General features: G+C 64.3%; 14 protein-coding genes and 1 pseudogene. 7 read left to right on the top strand and 8 right to left on the bottom strand.

Going from position 1 to position 16,690, the window contains the following annotated elements; all coding sequences use genetic code 11:
* Nucleotides 1–90 precede the first annotated feature (90 nt).
* Complete coding sequence (locus AKL02_RS10965; protein WP_078521037.1) at nt 91–2,334, top strand: sensor histidine kinase NtrY-like; 2,244 nt, start codon at nt 91–93, stop codon at nt 2,332–2,334.
* Nucleotides 2,331–3,731, top strand: coding sequence for a nitrogen assimilation response regulator NtrX (gene ntrX, locus AKL02_RS10960; RefSeq protein ID WP_078520784.1), 1,401 nt, complete (start codon nt 2,331–2,333; stop codon nt 3,729–3,731). Before AKL02_RS10965 ends, ntrX begins: the two co-directional genes overlap by 4 nt.
* Before the next feature lie 102 nt (nt 3,732–3,833).
* On the opposite strand, the gene AKL02_RS10955 is transcribed toward ntrX, so the two are convergent.
* From AKL02_RS10955 to AKL02_RS10930, 6 genes are all read right to left on the bottom strand, one after another.
* A complete protein-coding gene (locus tag AKL02_RS10955; protein ID WP_083077051.1) occupies nt 3,834–5,162 on the bottom strand; it encodes a branched-chain amino acid ABC transporter permease in 1,329 nt (442 codons plus the stop codon).
* Nucleotides 5,159–6,166, bottom strand: a complete 1,008-nt coding sequence (locus tag AKL02_RS10950; RefSeq protein ID WP_083077048.1) for a branched-chain amino acid ABC transporter permease — start codon at nt 6,164–6,166, stop codon at nt 5,159–5,161. Before AKL02_RS10950 ends, AKL02_RS10955 begins: the two co-directional genes overlap by 4 nt.
* Before the next feature lie 3 nt (nt 6,167–6,169).
* Complete coding sequence (locus AKL02_RS10945; RefSeq protein WP_078540796.1) at nt 6,170–6,874, bottom strand: ABC transporter ATP-binding protein; 705 nt, start codon at nt 6,872–6,874, stop codon at nt 6,170–6,172.
* Nucleotides 6,871–7,731 (bottom strand): ABC transporter ATP-binding protein, encoded by an 861-nt coding sequence (locus tag AKL02_RS10940; protein ID WP_083077030.1) that lies wholly within the window; start codon nt 7,729–7,731, stop codon nt 6,871–6,873. Before AKL02_RS10940 ends, AKL02_RS10945 begins: the two co-directional genes overlap by 4 nt.
* A gap of 104 nt (nt 7,732–7,835) precedes the next feature.
* Nucleotides 7,836–9,020, bottom strand: coding sequence for an ABC transporter substrate-binding protein (locus tag AKL02_RS10935; RefSeq protein ID WP_083077028.1), 1,185 nt, complete (start codon nt 9,018–9,020; stop codon nt 7,836–7,838).
* Between the two features lie 191 nt (nt 9,021–9,211).
* Nucleotides 9,212–10,240 carry a GlxA family transcriptional regulator gene (locus tag AKL02_RS10930; protein ID WP_108722344.1) on the bottom strand — a complete coding sequence of 343 codons (1,029 nt, stop codon included), beginning with the start codon at nt 10,238–10,240 and terminating at the stop codon, nt 9,212–9,214.
* A gap of 222 nt (nt 10,241–10,462) precedes the next feature.
* Between AKL02_RS10930 and AKL02_RS10925 the strand changes: the two are divergent.
* Nucleotides 10,463–11,832 (top strand): annotated as a pseudogene (locus AKL02_RS10925) (class II 3-deoxy-7-phosphoheptulonate synthase).
* A 98-nt stretch (nt 11,833–11,930) separates the two neighbouring features.
* On the opposite strand, the gene AKL02_RS10920 reads toward AKL02_RS10925, so the two are convergent.
* Nucleotides 11,931–12,701 (bottom strand): PAS domain-containing protein, encoded by a 771-nt coding sequence (locus tag AKL02_RS10920; RefSeq protein WP_083077026.1) that lies wholly within the window; start codon nt 12,699–12,701, stop codon nt 11,931–11,933.
* Between the two features lie 174 nt (nt 12,702–12,875).
* Between AKL02_RS10920 and AKL02_RS10915 the strand changes: the two genes are divergently transcribed.
* From AKL02_RS10915 to AKL02_RS10905, 3 genes are read left to right on the top strand one after another with little or no spacing between them, the layout of a single operon-like run.
* Nucleotides 12,876–13,811 carry a YicC/YloC family endoribonuclease gene (locus AKL02_RS10915; protein WP_232621599.1) on the top strand — a complete coding sequence of 312 codons (936 nt, stop codon included), beginning with the start codon at nt 12,876–12,878 and terminating at the stop codon, nt 13,809–13,811.
* Between the two features lie 5 nt (nt 13,812–13,816).
* Nucleotides 13,817–14,461: a guanylate kinase gene (gmk, locus tag AKL02_RS10910; RefSeq protein WP_083077022.1), complete on the top strand. Its 645-nt coding sequence runs from the start codon at nt 13,817–13,819 to the stop codon at nt 14,459–14,461.
* Nucleotides 14,458–14,979 carry a gamma carbonic anhydrase family protein gene (locus AKL02_RS10905; protein WP_083077020.1) on the top strand — a complete coding sequence of 174 codons (522 nt, stop codon included), beginning with the start codon at nt 14,458–14,460 and terminating at the stop codon, nt 14,977–14,979. Before gmk ends, AKL02_RS10905 begins: the two co-directional genes overlap by 4 nt.
* On the opposite strand, the gene AKL02_RS10900 is transcribed toward AKL02_RS10905, so the two are convergent.
* Nucleotides 14,976–15,236 (bottom strand): hypothetical protein, encoded by a 261-nt coding sequence (locus AKL02_RS10900; protein ID WP_133051937.1) that lies wholly within the window; start codon nt 15,234–15,236, stop codon nt 14,976–14,978. The genes AKL02_RS10905 and AKL02_RS10900 overlap by 4 nt on opposite strands.
* Nucleotides 15,237–15,626: 390 nt before the next feature.
* On the opposite strand from AKL02_RS10900, the gene AKL02_RS10895 reads away from it, so the two are divergent.
* On the top strand, nt 15,627–16,685 hold the full coding sequence (locus AKL02_RS10895; RefSeq protein ID WP_083077015.1) for a sensor histidine kinase: 1,059 nt from the start codon (nt 15,627–15,629) through the stop codon (nt 16,683–16,685).
* The last annotated feature ends 5 nt before the right edge of the window (nt 16,686–16,690 follow it).

The raw sequence follows: 16,690 nt of genomic DNA, 5'->3' as shown, positions 1-16,690 counted from the left end.
TTTTCCGTTCACACGGATTCGCGAGCCACGGTCTGGAATGAGGGGGCATTAGTGCAGGGCAGCACGGCATATCGCTCAGGCTGGGACCGTTTGGCGCGCTTTCGCCGCCAGAAGCGGGTGCGCAACCTGTTTACCTTCGGTCTGGTCGTTCTGGGCCCGGCGCTCGCGATTGCGACCTTTATAGTCCTCGGGCCCTTGGGACAGGGGGCGGACAGCACCGCGCTGCGCCTGATCCTGCTCGCCGATTTCGTCTATTTCCTGCTACTCGCCGGTCTGATCCTGATGCGGCTGGTGCAGATCATTGCGGCACGGCGCGCGCATTCCGCCGGATCGCGGCTGACCCTGCGCCTGACGGGCGTTTTCGCGGGCATCGCGCTGGTGCCGACGATCCTCGTCGCGGTCTTCGCGTTCCTCACGGTGAATATCGGTCTCGAGGGCTGGTTCTCGGATCGCGTGCGCTCGGTCGTGGGCACGTCGCTTCAGGCCGCCGAGGCGTATCAGTCCGAGCATAAGCGCGATCTTGTGCAGGATAGCCGGGCGCTCGCGAATTTCCTCAATCTGCGGCGGCAGGCCTCGACCTTCATGTCGGATGGCGAACTGCGCGAATTGCTGATCACCGGGCAGGCGGGCATCCAGCGCGGCGTGAAAGAGGCCTATGTGATCGACGGCACGGGCCGGATCGTAGCCCGCGGCGATCGCTCCTATCTCTTTGATTACGAAGAACCTTCCCCGCGCGACATCGTCGAGGCGCAGAAGGGTGAGACGGTGCTGATCGAGGATTGGCCGAACTCGGAACTGCGCGCGCTGATCCGGCTCGATGCATTTGTAGACCGCTATCTCTATATCTCGCGCAAGGTGGACGGGCAGATCCTCGCGCTGCTCGATAAAACGCGCGAGACGGTGACGCTCTATCAGCAATTGGAAAGCGCGCGCGGCCGGGTGATTTTCGAATTCGGGCTGCTTTACTTCGGCTTCGCGCTGATCCTGATCCTCGCCGCGCTCTGGATGGGCCTGTGGTTCGCAGAGCGCCTGTCGCGCCCCATCGGACGGCTTGCCGCCGCGGCAGAGCGCGTCGGGTCGGGCGATCTGGATGCGCGGGTCATCGAGGCCGAGGGCGACGACGAGATCGCGACCCTCGGCGAGGCGTTCAACCGGATGACCGGGCAGTTGAAGGGCCAGCGCATGGCCCTGATCGAGAACCACCGCGAGACCGAGGAACGTCGGCGGATGTTCGATTCCGTGCTGTCTTCGGTGACTTCGGGGGTGATCGGGCTGGACGCCGATGGGCGGATAGACTTCGTGAACCGGGCGGCGATGACCTTGCTGGCGCTCGATAGTGCGCGTGACAATGCCCGCGAGCTCTCGACCGCCGTTCCGGAATTCGTCGGGCTTTACAATCGCTTGCAGGACGGACTTAACGAGGTCGCGCAAGAGGAAATCCGGGTCTCGCGCGGTGGGCGGCTGGAAAGCCTGCTGGTGCGCATGGCGGTGCGGCGCAACGATCTGGGCACGCCCGAGGGCTATGTGGTGGCCTTCGAGGATGTGACCGATCTGGTCTCGGCCCAGCGGATGGCGGCATGGGGCGACGTTGCGCGGCGCATCGCTCATGAGATCAAGAACCCGCTGACGCCGATCCAGCTCTCGGCCGAGCGGATCAAGCGCAAATTCGGCAAGATGACCGAGGGTGAAGATCTCGAAACGCTCAATCAGCTCACCGGCGTGATTGTGCGGCAAACCAATGACTTGCGGCGCATTGTTGATGAATTCTCGCGCTTCGCGCGGATGCCGGAACCCGACCGCGCCGATCACGATCTGGCGCAGCTCGTGCGCGACGCCGCGACCTTGCAGCAAGACAGCCTGCATGGCGCGAAGCTGGTGACGGATGTCCCGACAGAGCCGGTGATTGTCGAACTGGACGCGACGATGATTTCGCAAGCGGTGACGAACCTTGTGAAGAATGCTGGCGAAGCGATTGAATCCTATACGGAAAAAGGCAACGTGGAAGAAGGCTTCGCGCCCGAGGTTCGCCTCGATATGCAGGTCGCGCCCGAGCATGTGACGATCCATATCGCGGATAACGGGATCGGCCTGCCGCCCGACCGCTCGCGGCTGTTCGAGCCTTACGTGACGACGCGCGAGAAAGGCACCGGGCTGGGCCTTCCCATCGTCAAGAAGATCATTGAGGAACATGGTGGAACGCTGACGCTGAGCGACGCGCCCGCCTTCGCAGAGGGTGCTCATCGCGGGGCGCTCGCCGAAATCAGGCTCCCACGCGCGCGAGCAGCGCTCAGAGCCATCAAGGAGAGGGGCGAAGCCCCCGGGGAAGTGACATGAGCGACATTCTGATCGTCGACGACGAGAAAGACATCCGCGAGCTGATCGCCGACATCCTGCGCGACGAAGGCTTCAAGACACGCCTCGCGGCGAATTCCAACGAGTGCATGGACGAGATCAACGCGCAGGAACCGGCGCTGATGATCCTCGATATCTGGCTGAAGGACAGCAAGATGGACGGGATCGACATCCTCAAGACGGTCAAGCGCGACAACCCGGACGTGCCGGTGATCATCATCTCGGGCCACGGCAATATCGAGATCGCGGTGGCGGCGATCAAGCAGGGCGCCTACGACTTCATCGAGAAGCCCTTCAACATCGACCAGCTGATGGTGGTGATCTCGCGCGCGATGGAGACGGCGCGGCTGCGGCGCGAGAACTCGACGCTCAAGCGCCGCGACATGTCCTCGGGCGAGATGATCGGCGACTCGGCCGCGTTCCGGCGGCTGAAGGATCAGCTCGACAAGGTGACCAAGTCCAACGGCCGGGTGATGCTGACGGGCGAGCCGGGCTCGGGCAAGGAGATGGCCGCGCGCTATATCCACCAGTTCTCGACCCGTGCGGCGGGGCCGTTCATCACGGTCAATTCCGCTTCGATCGAACCCGACCGGATGGAAGAGGTGCTCTTCGGGCGCGAAACACCCGAGCGCGGCGTCGAGAAGGGGCTCTTGGAACAGGCCCATGGCGGCGTGATCTATTTCGACGAGGTGGCCGAGATGCCGCTCGGCACGCAGTCGAAAATCCTGCGCGTGCTGACCGAGCAGCAATTCCTGCGCGTGGGCGGGGCCGACAAGGTCCGCGTCGATCTGCGGGTGATCTCGTCGACGACTCGCGATCTGATGACGCAGATTCGCGAGGGGCTTTTCCGGCAGGAGCTCTACGACCGGCTGAACGTGGTGCCGATCGAGGTGCCGCCGCTCTCGGAGCGGCGCGAGGACGTGCCGCTTCTGGCCGATCATTTCCTGCGCGGCTTCAACGAGACCCAGGGCCTGCCGCTGCGTGAAATCTCGGAAGAGGCCGCGGCGCTGATGCAGACGATGGACTGGCCGGGCAATGTCCGCCAGCTGCGCAACGTGATCGAGCGGGTGCTGATCCTCGGCGAAGGCACGGGCGCGATCGAGGCGCGCGAGCTGCCCGGTCAGGAAGGCCCGGCGGATGAGGGCCGCATCGTTTTGGGCGGCGCGCTCGCAACGCTGCCTTTGCGCGAGGCGCGCGAGCTGTTCGAGCGCGAATACCTGCTCACCCAGATCAACCGTTTCGGGGGCAACATCTCGCGGACTGCGAATTTCGTCGGCATGGAACGCTCGGCGCTGCACCGCAAACTCAAATCGCTCGGCGTCGTCACCACGAACAAGGCGGGCGCCCGCGTCGCCCAATTCGACGGCGGCGAGGAGTAACGGAAAACGCGCGCCTCCTTTCGGGGCGCGCGCCTTGTCTTCGTTTTGGAAGAAATATCCCGGGGTGAGCCCGGAACGGGCGAGGGGCAGAGCCCCTCGTTTTTATTTCTCCGGCAGCAGGCCGCGCGGGCTGAAGCGCAGCACCATCAGCAGGATGATCCCCATCACGAGCATCCGCATATGCGGGGCCGACTGGATCAGGTGATCCTTGAGCCCGCCATCGGGGAAGGGTGCGGCCAGCGCGCCCATGATATCCGGGCCCCAGTCGCCCGCCTTGACCCAGACATACCAGATCAGCACACCGCCGAGGATCGACCCCCAGTTGTTGCCCGAGCCGCCCACGATCACCATCACGAGGATCAGGAAGGTGTAGCGCAGCGGGTTGTAGGAGGTCGGCGTCATCTGCCCGTCGAGCGAGATCATCATCGCGCCCGCAAGCCCGATCACCGCCGAGCCCAGCACGAAGATCTGCAGGTGGCGGCGGGTGACGTTCTTGCCCATTGCCGCCGCCGAGATCTCGTTGTCGCGGATCGCGCGCATCATCCGGCCCCAGGGCGCTTTCAGCGACATCTCGGTCAGCCAGATCAGCGCGAGGATGACGATCACGAACAGAACGAGGAAGGCCAGCTTCACCGCGATGGTGGAGCCCAGCTGCGGATCGAGACCCCAGCTCTGCATCTGTGCGACGAAATCGGGCGAGTTCTGCAGGTCGATCTCGTAGGGCACCGGCCAGGGGCGCGGGATGCCGTTGACGTTCAGCACGCCCCGGTCGAGCCATTGCTCGTTCTTCAGGATCGCGACGATGATCTCTGCGATGCCGAGCGTGGCGATCGCGAGGTAATCCGAGCGCAGGCCGAGAGCGGTCTTGCCGACCAGCCAGGCCGCGCCTGCGGCGAGAACCGCGCCCACGGGCCAGGAGATCAGCGTCGGCAGGCCCAGCCCGCCGAGGTTGCCCTGCGCCGAGGGGTTGATCGCCTCGATCACCTCGACCGCCGGATCGAACAGCCAGCGATAGGTGAAGAAGCCGACGACCAGCACCGCGGTCACGGCGAGGCCGCGCGTCTTGCCGCGCAGGTTGCGCCAGATCCAGACCGCCGCCAGCACCGCGACGATGGCCACGAAGAAGGCCGCCATGATGCCCGGACCGCCGCCCGAGAAGGCGCCGGGGGTGGGCGGCATGGAGATCAGCACCGGGGCGAGGCCGCCAAGCGCGAGGAAGCCCATTGCGCCCGCGTTGAACAGGCCCGCATAGCCCCACTGCATGTTCACGCCGAGCGCCATGATCGCCGACAGAAGCCCCATGTTGAGAATGCCGAGCGCCGAGTTCCAGCCCGAGGTGAAGCCCTCGAGCAGGATGAGCGCGGCCATGATGGCGAAGAAGAGGGGGGCGCGGAGACGGCTGGTCTCGCCAGCCTGACGATTGCTGCTCATACGATTTTCCCCTTGAAGAGGCCGGTCGGCTTGAAGATCAGGACGAGGATCAGGATCGTGAAGCTGACTGCGTATTTGTAATCGGTGGAGAGAAGCTGGACGAGGCCGTCCGGCTCCCAGTTCGGGACCAGATAGGTCGCGACCTTCTTCCACGCGTAGGTGAGGCCCACCTCCGAGAAGGAGATCACGAAGCCGCCCGCGATCGCGCCCACCGGGTTGCCGATGCCGCCGACGATGGCCGAGGCGAAGATTGGTAGCAGAAGCTGGAAATAGGTGAAGGCTTTGAACGACTTGTCGAGCCCGTAAAGCGTGCCTGCGATGGTCGCGAGCGCGCCGGTGATGATCCAGGTGACGGCCACGACCTTGTTCGGGTCGATGCCCGACAGCAGCGCCAGATCCTCGTTATCGGAAAACGCGCGCATGGATTTGCCGGTGCGCGTCTTGCCGAGGAACCAGAACAGGGCGGCCACGGTGATGATCGCGGTGACGACGGTGATGACTTGGGTCGAACGCAGCGTCAGCGGCTCGTGCAGACCCGTCATCTCGCGCCATTGCCGCGCGTTGATCACGAAACGCGTGCCGTCGTCGAAATTGATCTGGTCGACGCCGATCAGGAAGCGGGTGAGCGCGTTCATCACGAACATCACGCCGACCGAGACCATGACCATGACCACGGGCGCAGCCCTGACTTTTCGGTAATATTGGTAAACGACCTTGTCGGTCCCGAGCATCAGCGCCGCGGTGACCGCGATGCCGAAGGGCAGGGCGAGAAGGGCGGTCGGCAGCGGGCCGAAGCTGATCCCCATCGCCTGGAAACCCCAGGTGATCAGGATCACGACCCCGGTGCCGAAGGCCATCGTGTCGCCATGGGCGAAGTTGGAGAACCGCAGGATCGAGTAGATCAGCGTGACCCCGAGCGCCCCGAGCGCGAGCTGCGCGCCATAGGCGGTGGCGGGGATGATGACGTAATTGGTGACCGCGACAAGCGCGTTGATGAGTTCCATTGCTCAGCCCCCCAGGAAGGTGCGGCGGACTTCCGGGTCGGCCAGAAGGGCCTCGCCAGTGTCGGTGTATTTGTTCGCGCCTTGCACGAGGACATAACCTTTATCCGCGATCTCAAGGGCTTGGCGGGCGTTCTGTTCGACCATCAGGATCGAGATGCCGCTGCGGGCGACCTCGATGATGCGGTCGAACAGCTCGTCCATCACGATGGGCGAGACGCCCGCGGTCGGCTCGTCGAGCATCAGCAGTTTCGGCTGGGTCATCAGCGCGCGGCCCACGGCCACCTGCTGACGCTGGCCGCCGGACAGCTCGCCCGCGTTCTGGCGACGTTTTTCCTTCAGGATCGGGAACAGATCGAAGACCTGATCCATCGTGCCCCGGAAATCGTCGTCGCGGATGAAGGCGCCCATCTCGAGGTTTTCCTCGACCGTCATGGTCGGGAAGACGTTGTTCACCTGCGGGACGAAGCCCATACCTTTCTTAACGCGGTCCTGCGGCGAGAGGCCGGTGATGTCCTGCCCGTCGAGCGTGACCTTGCCTTCGCGCAGGCCGAGCATGCCGAAGACCGCCTTCATCGCGGTGGATTTGCCCGCGCCGTTGGGGCCGACGATTACGGCGATCTCACCCTTTTCGACGGTCAGCGTGCAATCGTGCAGGATATCGGCCTTGCCGTAGCCGCCGGTCATGTTGGAAGCGTTGAGATAGCTCATTGGTCGCCTCCATGGCCGGCTTCATCGCCCAGACCGGGCTGCGCGCCGTGATCTTCGTGGGCGGCGGTCTCGGCGGTTTCCTCGGCCTTGACCTTGTTCTTCAACCCGGTGCCCAGATAGGCTTCGATGACGGCCTCGTTTTCCATGATGTGATCGGCAGACCCTTGGGCCAGCACCTTGCCCTCGGCCATCACGATGACCGGGTCGCAGAGGCGGCCGATGAAATCCATGTCGTGTTCGATCACGCAGAAGGTGTAGCCGCGTTCCTTGTTGAGGCGCACGATGGCATCGCCGATCGTGTTGAGAAGCGTCCGGTTCACGCCCGCGCCGACCTCGTCGAGGAAGACGATCTTGGCTTCGACCATCATCGTGCGGCCCAGCTCCAGAAGCTTCTTCTGACCGCCCGAGAGGTTGCCCGCCTTCTCATCCTTGAGATGCGAAATCGTCAAGAAATCGAGAACTTCATCGGCCTTCTTCAGAAGCGCCGCTTCCTCGTCGCGGATGTGCTTTCGCCCGAACCATGTGTTCCAGAGCGTCTCGCCCGCCTGTCCGGTGGGCACCATCATCAGGTTCTCGCGCACGGTGAGCGAAGGAAACTCGTGCGCGATCTGGAAGGTGCGCAGCAGCCCCTTGTGGAACAGCTCGTGCGGGGCAAGCCCGGTGATGTCCTCGCCATCCATCGTGACACGGCCCGCGGTGGGTTCGTGCACGCCTGCGATGACGTTGAAGAGCGTGGATTTGCCGGCGCCGTTCGGGCCGATCAGCCCGGTGATCGAGCCGGTCGCGATTTCGAGGCTCGCGCCATCGACCGCGCGGAATCCGCCGAAGGATTTGACTAGGTTTTCAACCCGGATCATAGGGTCCCCTGAGTTGTAGGCGTGTTAGCTTCACGCCGCATCTTGTTGTTTTATAATTGAAAACAGCCCGGATCGCTCCGGGCTGCTTCAGCTCTGATGATCGCTTAGCGGTATTTCACCGTCTCGATCTTGTCGTCCTTGATCGTGATTTCGCGGAAGGTGCCCGCGGCTTCGCCATTGCCGATCAGGTTGACGGCGGTCGCGCCTTCATAGTCGACCGGCTTGCCTTCCTTGATCAGGTCGAGCGCCTTGCCCAGCTCGCCGGGATAGATCTTCTCGCCGGGGCCGTTCGCGACTTCCATGACCTTGTCTTTGTAGACTTTCGGGTCGGTGGAATCCGCCGCCTGCATTGCGAGCAGCATCAGAGCCGCCGCGTCATAGGCGCCGCCCGAATAGGCCGACGAGCCGTCGAAGCCGGCTTTCTCTGCCATGCCGAGATAGGTCTTCATGCCGTCGCCTGCCGAGTCGGGAAGCTGGCCGAAGGAGCCGTTGATTTCCGAGCCGAAATTGTCCTCAAGCGTCTGGCTGACCATGCCGTCGGGGAAGACGAACTTCTCGAAGGCGCCGGTGTCGAGTGCGCCGCGCAGGATGCCCGAGCCGCCCTGGTCGATATAGCCGACGATGACGAGCGCGTCGCCACCTGCGGAAGCGAGCGATGCGACTTCAGCGGAGTAGTCGCCTTTGCCGTCTTCGTGCGCGGCCGAGATCGTGACGCTGCCGCCCTTGGCCTTGTAGGCTTTCTCGAAGCTGTCCGCGAGACCCTTGCCGTAGTCGTTGTTGGTGTAGGTCACAGCGACGTTCTTGATGCCCTTCTCGAGGATCTCGTCGGCCATGACTTCGCCCTGACGCGCATCCGACGGCGCGGTGCGGAAGAACAGGCCATCATCCTCGAGCGTCGAGAGTGCCGGCGAGGTCGCCGAGGGCGAGATCATCACGACGCCGTTCGGCATTGCGACGTTCTGCAGGACAGCGGTGGTCGCGCCCGAGCACATTGCGCCCATGATGCCAGCGACCTTGTCGGTAGTGACCAGCGTTTCGCCTGCCGCGGTGGCGGCGGCTGCGTCGACGCAGGTCGAGTCGCCGCGGACTGCGGTCACGGTGTCGCCACCCAGCAGCTTGCCGGAATCGGAGACTTCCTTGATCGCCATCTCGGCACCCTGCGCCATCGGCGGGGCGAGCGATTCAAGCGGGCCGGTAAAGCCCAGCAGGACGCCCATCTTCACGTCATCGGCATATGCGCCAGTCGCGCCAAGCGCGATCGCAGCCGAAGCCAGAAGCAGTTTTTTCATGTGTTCACTCCCGTGTTGGAACTCGCGTTCTTGCGCGAGGTTAGTGCGCGGTTTGTCAAATGTGAAGAACCGCGAGTGGCGCGATGACGCGAAAAACGGACCCGAAGGTCAAGGTGCGCGCAATGCGACGTAACGGCAATTTGGGGTTATGTGCAAATTCGTGAAAGGCGCAGGGGGTGATTGCGCAATTTTCAGTCGAGCGAGTCTTCCGGTCCTAAATCCACGGTGGAGTCCAGGCTTTCCTTTTCGCCCGCAGCGCTCGCGCCGCGTTCACGGTAGGGTGTGGTCTGGTAATGCGCGCGGTAGCATTTCGAGAAATGCGACGGGCTCGCAAAGCCGCAGGCCATGGCCACGTTGATCACGCTCATTTCCGTTTGCATCAACAGGTTACGCGCTTTTTGCAGCCGCAATTCCATGTAGTAGCGCTTCGGCGAGCGGTTGAGATAGCGACGGAACAGCCGCTCCAGCTGGCGCGCGGACATGCCCACTTCGGTCGCGAGCGTCGCGGGGCTGATGGGGTCTTCGATATTGCGTTCCATCCGCCCGATCACCTGCGCGAGCTTGGGGTGACGCACGCCGATCCGGGTGGGAATCGACAGGCGCTGCGTGTCGCGATCCGAGCGGATCGAGGAATGGATGAGCTGATCGGCGACGGTATTGGCCAGTTCCTCGCCGTGATCGCGGGCGATCAGCCGCAGCATCAGGTCGATCGAGGCGGTGCCGCCCGCCGTCGTCACCCGGTTGCCGTCGATCACGAAGACGCCCTTGGTCAGCTCGATATCGGGGAAATCCTCGGCGAAAGCGTCGACATTCTCCCAATGGATCGTCGCGCGCTTGCCATCGAGTAGCCCCGCGCGGGCCAGCGCATAAGAGCCGGTGCACAGGCCCCCGATCGTAGCACCGCGTCGTGCCTCGCGCCGCAACCAGTTCAGAAGCGGCTTGGTGACCGCCTCGGCCACGTCGATGCCGCCGCAGACCAGCACCATCGTATCGCGGCCCAATTCTTCGAGCCCGATATCGGTGCGGAAGGTCGTGCCGTTCGAACAGGTGACATCCTCGCCGGTTTCCGAGGCCAGTTTCCACGTATAAAGCGTGCGGCCCGAGACCTGATTGGCGAGGCGCAGCGGCTCGATCGCGCTGGCGAAGGCCATCATCGTGAACCGGTCGAGAAGCATGAAGACGACCGAGCGCTGGCGCGCGTCCGGCGCGATCCGGATCATCCCCTGCGAAGGGGCTGGGCGACGGGTGGGGCGGGGATCAGGCATGTCGTCAATCCGTCATCTGTGGTGAATCACCGAAACAGGAAATTGGTGCCCGCCGCAAGAGGGGGAACTTACGGAGGGGCCCGCAGGCGTGCGGAAATGCAATTTCGGGTTTGTTTCCCTGACCCGCGCCGTCTATAAGCGGCGCCGAATGAAACGACCACGCTTTTGGAGGATCAGATGGGCAAGGGTTGGAGCAAATCGGACTGGCGCGCGAAACCGCGGGTTCAGATGCCCGACTATCCCGATCAGGGGCGCTGAACGCTGTCGAGGCACAGCTGTCGCGGATGCCGCCGCTGGTCTTCGCGGGCGAGGCACGCACGCTGAAGTCGGAGCTGGCGAAAGCCGCGCGCGGCGAAGCATTCCTGCTGCAGGGTGGCGATTGCGCCGAGTCCTTCGGGGAATTCTCGGCCGATAACATTCGCGACACTTTCAAAGTGATGCTGCAGATGGCTGTCGTGCTGACCTGGGGCGCGAAGGTTCCGGTCATCAAGGTCGGTCGCATGGCGGGTCAGTTCGCCAAGCCGCGTTCGGCACCGACCGAGACCATCGACGGCACCGAGCTGCCGAGCTACCGCGGCGACATCATCAACGGCTTCGAATTCACCTCGGAGGCGCGTCTGCCCGATCCGAACCGGATGCTGCAGGCCTACACGCAGGCGGCGGCCTCGCTGAACCTGCTGCGCGCCTTCTCGACCGGTGGTTTCGCCGACATCCACCGCGTCCAAAGCTGGATCGCGGGCTTCACCGATGCCGACGATGCCGAGAAATACCGTCAGGTCGCCGATCAGATCTCGGAGGCGATGGACTTCATGCGGGCTGCGGGCGTGACCTCGGAAACCGCGCATGAGCTGGCTTCGGTCGATTTCTACACCTCGCACGAGGCGCTGCTGCTGGAATATGAAGAGGCGCTCTGCCGCATCGATTCCACCTCCGGCCTGCCGATCGCGGGCACCGGCCACATGCTCTGGATCGGCGACCGCACCCGTCAGCCCGACGGCGCGCATGTCGAATTCGCACGCGGCGTGCAGAACCCGATCGGCCTGAAATGCGGCCCCACCACCACCGAGGACGACCTCAAGGTGCTGATGGAGAAGCTGAACCCGGAAAACGAGGCGGGCCGTCTGACCCTGATCGCGCGTTTCGGCGCGGGCAATGTCGGCGATCACCTGCCGCGCCTGATCCGCACGGTCGAGGCCGAGGGCGCGAATGTCGTCTGGTCCTGCGATCCGATGCACGGCAACACGATCAAATCGGCGAGCGGGTTCAAGACCCGGCCCTTCGAGTCCGTGCTGCGCGAGGTGAAGGAGTTCTTCGCGATCCACAAAGCCGAGGGCACGATCCCCGGCGGCGTGCATTTCGAGATGACCGGCAAGGACGTGACCGAATGCACCGGCGGCGTGCGCGCCGTGACCGATGGCGATCTGTCCTCGCGCTACCACACCGCCTGCGACCCGCGTCTGAATGCGAGCCAGTCGCTGGAACTGGCCTTCCTCGTCGCCGAGGAACTTCAGGACCGTCGCAAGTTCGCGAAAGCGGCGTCGCAATAAGCGCGCGCCGCGACGCGGCAGGTTTCAACGAATTGATTGGCCCGGACCTTGGTGTCCGGGCTTTTTTCAAGCGTGGCAGGGTTCATGCATTAAGGGTCTTAGCCCTCCTGACGCACCACTCGGAACATCGCGCGGCGCTCGTCCGGCGTCATCTCCGCCAGATGCTCGGCGCGGGACTTCGGGCGTGGCGTGTAGGGCGTCTGACCCTCCGCAAAGCCCGAGCTGGCGGGCATCGGTGCGGGCTGCTCGAACGACTGTGACGCGCGGGGGCTGCGCCCGGCGGGTTGGGGCTCGCGCAGCGGCGGCATCTCCAGCGGCTTGATCCGGGCGCCCGTGACGGTGAAACGGCGCGGAGCGCGGCCTGCATCGTGAATGTCTTCCGCCTCGCCCGTATTGCGCAGGGGCTCTGCCACGAAACATCCCAGCACCCGCGTCACCGCCCCGAAATCATCCGTCAGCGGCAGCATCACCAGATGGCCCGCCAGCCCCGGCTTGCCGATCCCGGCCTCCGAGACCAGTTGCGCCTCGGCGATGGCGGGGCGCGCGAAGACGGCCTCGGTCAGATCGGCGATCTGCTTGCGGCCCTCGGGCGCGAAAAGCGAGGTCAGGGGCATCCCGCGCACCTCCATGCCCATCAGGTCGCAGATATGCTGCCCTGCGAGACGAAACCGCCCCATGCCCGGCGCAACCCGTTCGAGGATGAAGGCGAATTCCAGCGCGCGGTCGATGCCGCGCGGATCGATATCGGCGCGTGCGGGCATCGGGCGGCCTGCCAGCAGCGCTTCCCAATAGGCGCGCAGCTCGTTGCCAATCCGGCGACCTTTGGCCGAGGCGGGGGATGCGGCGTTGCTGTCGGTCTCGCGATCCATTTCAATCACCCTTACTTCGTCCCGCGCGGCACGGGCGCGGGGTGGCTGTCTCGCGCCCGACGATCGGGCGGCACATGCCGCCTTGCGGTTGACCGTCAGGGCGAAATCGTTACTGAACTCTTACCAAGGCCAAGTTAGGCCATTTTTTCGTCACATGGGGAAAGAAACTCTTAAATGGTTAAACCCGCTCCAGAGCCGCGCCCGGAGGGGGCGCCCGCCGCCGCTACTGTCTCGATGACTGGATTTGCCGCCGGACAGGGGAGCGGCGCGGGGCATGACTGGAGCTGGGATTTGCGCTCGGTCAATGGCAAAGGGTTCGACCTGCGGCTGCGGCTGCCCGATATCGAGGGGCTGGAGCCGGCTCTGCGCAAGGCGGTCGGCGACCGGGTCGCGCGGGGGAATGTCACGCTGAACCTCAAACTCGCGCAGGCCGCAGGCAGCGCCGCGATGCGGATCGAGCCCGACGTGCTCAATGCCGCCCTTGCCGCCGTCGACAAAGTCGAGCGCGCCGCCGAGCGCAAGGGCGTGGCGCTGGCGCCGCTCAAGCCGAGCGATCTGATGGCGATGCGCGGAGTGGTCGATCACTCGGGCGGCACGATCGAGGATTCCGCGGCACTGCTGGCAGCGCTGCTGGAGAGTTTCGAGCCCGTTCTGGAGAGTTTCGTCGCGATGCGCCGCGAGGAAGGCGCCCGAACCGGCGCTTTGCTGGCCGCGCGCATCGACGAGATCGCCGCGCTGACCGACGAGGCCGCAGAGGCTGCCGCCGCGCGTGCCCCGAAGGCTGCAGAGACGCTGAAGGCCGCGCTTGCGCGGGTGATGGAGGCGACCGATGTCGATCCGGATCGCGTCGCGCAGGAACTGGCCTTGCTCGCGATCAAGTCCGACGTGACTGAGGAAATTGAACGCCTCCGCGTCCATGTCGAGGCCGCCCGTGCGCTTCTGGCCGAGATCGGACCCGTGGGCCGCAAGTTCGAATTTCTCGCGCAGGAATTCGTCCGCGAGGCCAATACGCTGTGCTCGAAATCGGGCGATGCGGAGTTGACGCGGATCGGTCTGGCGTTGAAATACGCGATCGACCAGCTGCGCGAGCAGATTCAGAACGTAGAGTAATTCCGATGCCCGATACCAGCCGCCGCGGCCTTCTCATTATCCTTTCTTCGCCCTCGGGCGCAGGCAAATCCACGCTGGCCAAGCGGCTGATGAACTGGGACTCGACGCTGCGCTTCTCGGTCTCGGCCACGACGCGCGATCCGCGCCCGGGCGAGAGCGACGGGGTGGAGTATTTCTTCAAGTCCCGCGCCGAGTTCGAGAAGATGGTCGATCAGGGCGACATGCTGGAGCATGCCGAGGTGTTCGGCAATTTCTACGGCACGCCGAAAGGGCCGGTGGAGGCCGCGATGGGCGAGGGGCGCGATACGCTGTTCGACGTCGACTGGCAGGGCGGGCAGCAGATCCGCAACTCCTCGCTGGGCAAGGACGTGGTCTCGATCTTCATCCTGCCGCCCTCGATTGCGGCGCTGGAAGAGCGGCTGCGCAGCCGCGCGCAGGACAGCGATGCCGTGATCAATGGCCGGATGGAAAAATCGCTCGCCGAAATCAGCCATTGGTCGGAATATGACTATGTTCTGGTCAATGATGATCTCGACCGCGCCGAAGAGCAGTTGCGCACGATCCTGACCGCCGAGCGCAGCCGTCGCGACCGTCAGACCGGGTTGAGTGAGTTCGTGCGAAAGTTGAACAGGGAGTTCGAGGCAAGATGATTTACGAACTGGACGGGATTGCGCCCGAAATCGCCGAAGACGCATGGGTCGCGCCGGACGCCAATCTGATCGGAAAGGTGGTGCTGGAAACTGAGGCCTCGGTCTGGTTCGGCGGCACTCTGCGCGGTGATAACGAGGAAATCCGCGTGGGCGCGGGCTCGAACCTGCAGGAGAACGTCGTCTGCCATACCGATATGGGCTTTCCGCTGACCATCGGCGCGAATTGCACGGTCGGGCACAAGGCGATGCTGCATGGCTGCACGATCGGGGATGGCTCGCTGATCGGCATGGGCGCGACGGTGCTCAACGGCGCGAAGATCGGCAAAGGCTGCCTGATCGGCGCGGGCGCGCTGATCACCGAAGGCAAGGAAATCCCCGATGGCAGCCTCGTGATGGGCGCGCCGGGCAAGGTGGTCCGCCAGCTTGACGAGAAGGCGCTGCAGGCGCTGCTGGGCTCGGCCGCGCATTACCGCGAAAACGCTGCGCGCTTCTCCAAGGGGCTGAAAGCGATCGGCTAATTGTCGCGAAACTCATCGATCGGCAGGGTGAATATGTCGAAATCGAGCTGGGGATGCGCGGCGCGCACCTCCTGCCGGATCGCGGCGATATTCGGCAGCGGGCGGGAATAGGCCCGCAGCTTGCCGGTGAACCCGAATTCCTCGAGCCGCTTCGCGAGATCGAGAATGTCGAACCTCTCCGACAGAAGCGGAGCCAGCACCAGTTCGGGGCGCAGCTTCACCATCTTTTGCGCGGTGATCTGGTCGTATTGAAGCACCTGAATCGCCTGGCCGGAGATCTCTTTGAGCGAAGACGGCAGCTCACGCGCGGGGTCGACCAACAGCAGGTTGCTGGTCTCAGACGCCTTCACACATTGAAAGAGAACGGCTTGTAAGGCGAGACGGGAACGGGGGGTTCTTGACATAGTAATAGTGCAAACCTCATCGCCCCCGCGGTGTAAGTGACGGGATCCGGAAAGATCCCATGAAATACACGCCTAGGTTTAGCGTTTTTTTACTTATTTCACAAGGCACTGATTGTTGACTGCGAAGCGTGAGTTGCAAAACCGAAGCAGGGGTCGGTTTTTCGGGCATGGCAAGGCTTTACAGCTCGCGCCGCATCGCTCAAACCTTGCCGCGACAGCGATGGCAGGCGGGGAGGCATGGCAATGAGCCAAGGGGCGATCGGACAGGTTCTCGACGCGCTGCCGAGCGCGGTTTTGCTGATCGGGCGCGACGAGCGGATCGCGCAGGGAAATGTGGCGGCCAACCGTCTGTTCGGTACGCAGTTTCTCGGGCGTCCCTATGTGACGGTGCTGCGCCAGCCCGGTTTCGGCGCGGCAGTCAGCGCGGCACTGCGCGGCGCGCGGCCCGACCCGGTTCGCCTGCGGCTGCATCCCACCGGTCAGGCCGAGACGATCACGCTGGTGCATTTCTCTCCGCTGCCGCCCGCGCCCGAAGGCCCGCTTTCCACGAATTCGGTTTTGGCGAGCTTCGAGGACATCACCGCGCTGGAGACCGCCGAAGCCATGCGGCGCGATTTCGTGGCCAATGTCAGCCATGAGTTGCGCACGCCGCTGACCGCGTTGATGGGCTTCATCGAGACTCTGCGTTCGAGCGCGCGCGACGATGCGGCGGCGCGCGATCGGTTCCTGTCGATCATGGAGCGCGAGGCGGCGCGGATGAACCGTCTGGTGGGCGATCTTCTGTCGCTGAGCCGCGTCGAGGGCGAGGAACGGATGCGCCCGACAACCAAGGTCGATCTGGCGCTGGTGCTCAAGGGTGTCACGCAGACGCTCGAACCCGTCGCCGAGGCGGCCAAGGTGAAGCTGATCTCCGAGGGCGAGACCGGGGCTTTGCCGGTGCAGGGCGACCCCGATCAGCTGACGCAGGTCTTTTCCAACCTCGTGGAGAACGCGATCAAATATGGCGGGCAGGGCGGCGAGGTGCGGCTGCGCGTCTCGGCGATCGCGCATGAGCCTGTGCTTCGCGGCAAAGCCTATCGCGTCGATGTGATCGACCGGGGCGAGGGGATCGACGAACAGCATCTGCCGCGCATCACCGAGCGCTTCTACCGCGTCGACACCCACCGCTCGCGCGAGAAGGGCGGCACCGGGCTGGGGCTCGCCATCGTCAAGCATATCGTGGCGCGCCACCGTGGGCGCTTCCGCGTCGACAGCAAGAAGGGCGAGGGCAGCTGCTTCACGGTGATCCTGCCCGCGGTCTGAGGGCG

The organism is Thioclava electrotropha, assembly GCF_002085925.2.
Taxonomy (GTDB): Bacteria; Pseudomonadota; Alphaproteobacteria; order Rhodobacterales; family Rhodobacteraceae; genus Thioclava; species Thioclava electrotropha.
The sequence above is the reverse complement of the archived record's forward strand: the minus strand, read 5'-3'. Positions and strand labels throughout refer to the sequence as shown.

Coding starts and splice junctions, on each gene's coding strand:
- AKL02_RS10930 (WP_108722344.1), bottom strand. CDS start 10,240: ATGATCCGGATCGCGCCGGACGCGCGCCAGCGCTCGGTCGTCTTCATG.
- AKL02_RS10945 (WP_078540796.1), bottom strand. CDS start 6,874: ATGAGCTATCTCAACGCTTCCAACATGACCGGCGGCTACGGCAAGGCC.
- AKL02_RS10895 (WP_083077015.1), top strand. CDS start 15,627: ATGAGCCAAGGGGCGATCGGACAGGTTCTCGACGCGCTGCCGAGCGCG.
- AKL02_RS10920 (WP_083077026.1), bottom strand. CDS start 12,701: ATGGATCGCGAGACCGACAGCAACGCCGCATCCCCCGCCTCGGCCAAA.
- AKL02_RS10955 (WP_083077051.1), bottom strand. CDS start 5,162: ATGAGCAGCAATCGTCAGGCTGGCGAGACCAGCCGTCTCCGCGCCCCC.
- AKL02_RS10935 (WP_083077028.1), bottom strand. CDS start 9,020: ATGAAAAAACTGCTTCTGGCTTCGGCTGCGATCGCGCTTGGCGCGACT.
- AKL02_RS10950 (WP_083077048.1), bottom strand. CDS start 6,166: ATGGAACTCATCAACGCGCTTGTCGCGGTCACCAATTACGTCATCATC.
- ntrX (WP_078520784.1), top strand. CDS start 2,331: ATGAGCGACATTCTGATCGTCGACGACGAGAAAGACATCCGCGAGCTG.
- AKL02_RS10940 (WP_083077030.1), bottom strand. CDS start 7,731: ATGATCCGGGTTGAAAACCTAGTCAAATCCTTCGGCGGATTCCGCGCG.
- AKL02_RS10905 (WP_083077020.1), top strand. CDS start 14,458: ATGATTTACGAACTGGACGGGATTGCGCCCGAAATCGCCGAAGACGCA.
- gmk (WP_083077022.1), top strand. CDS start 13,817: ATGCCCGATACCAGCCGCCGCGGCCTTCTCATTATCCTTTCTTCGCCC.
- AKL02_RS10915 (WP_232621599.1), top strand. CDS start 12,876: ATGGTTAAACCCGCTCCAGAGCCGCGCCCGGAGGGGGCGCCCGCCGCC.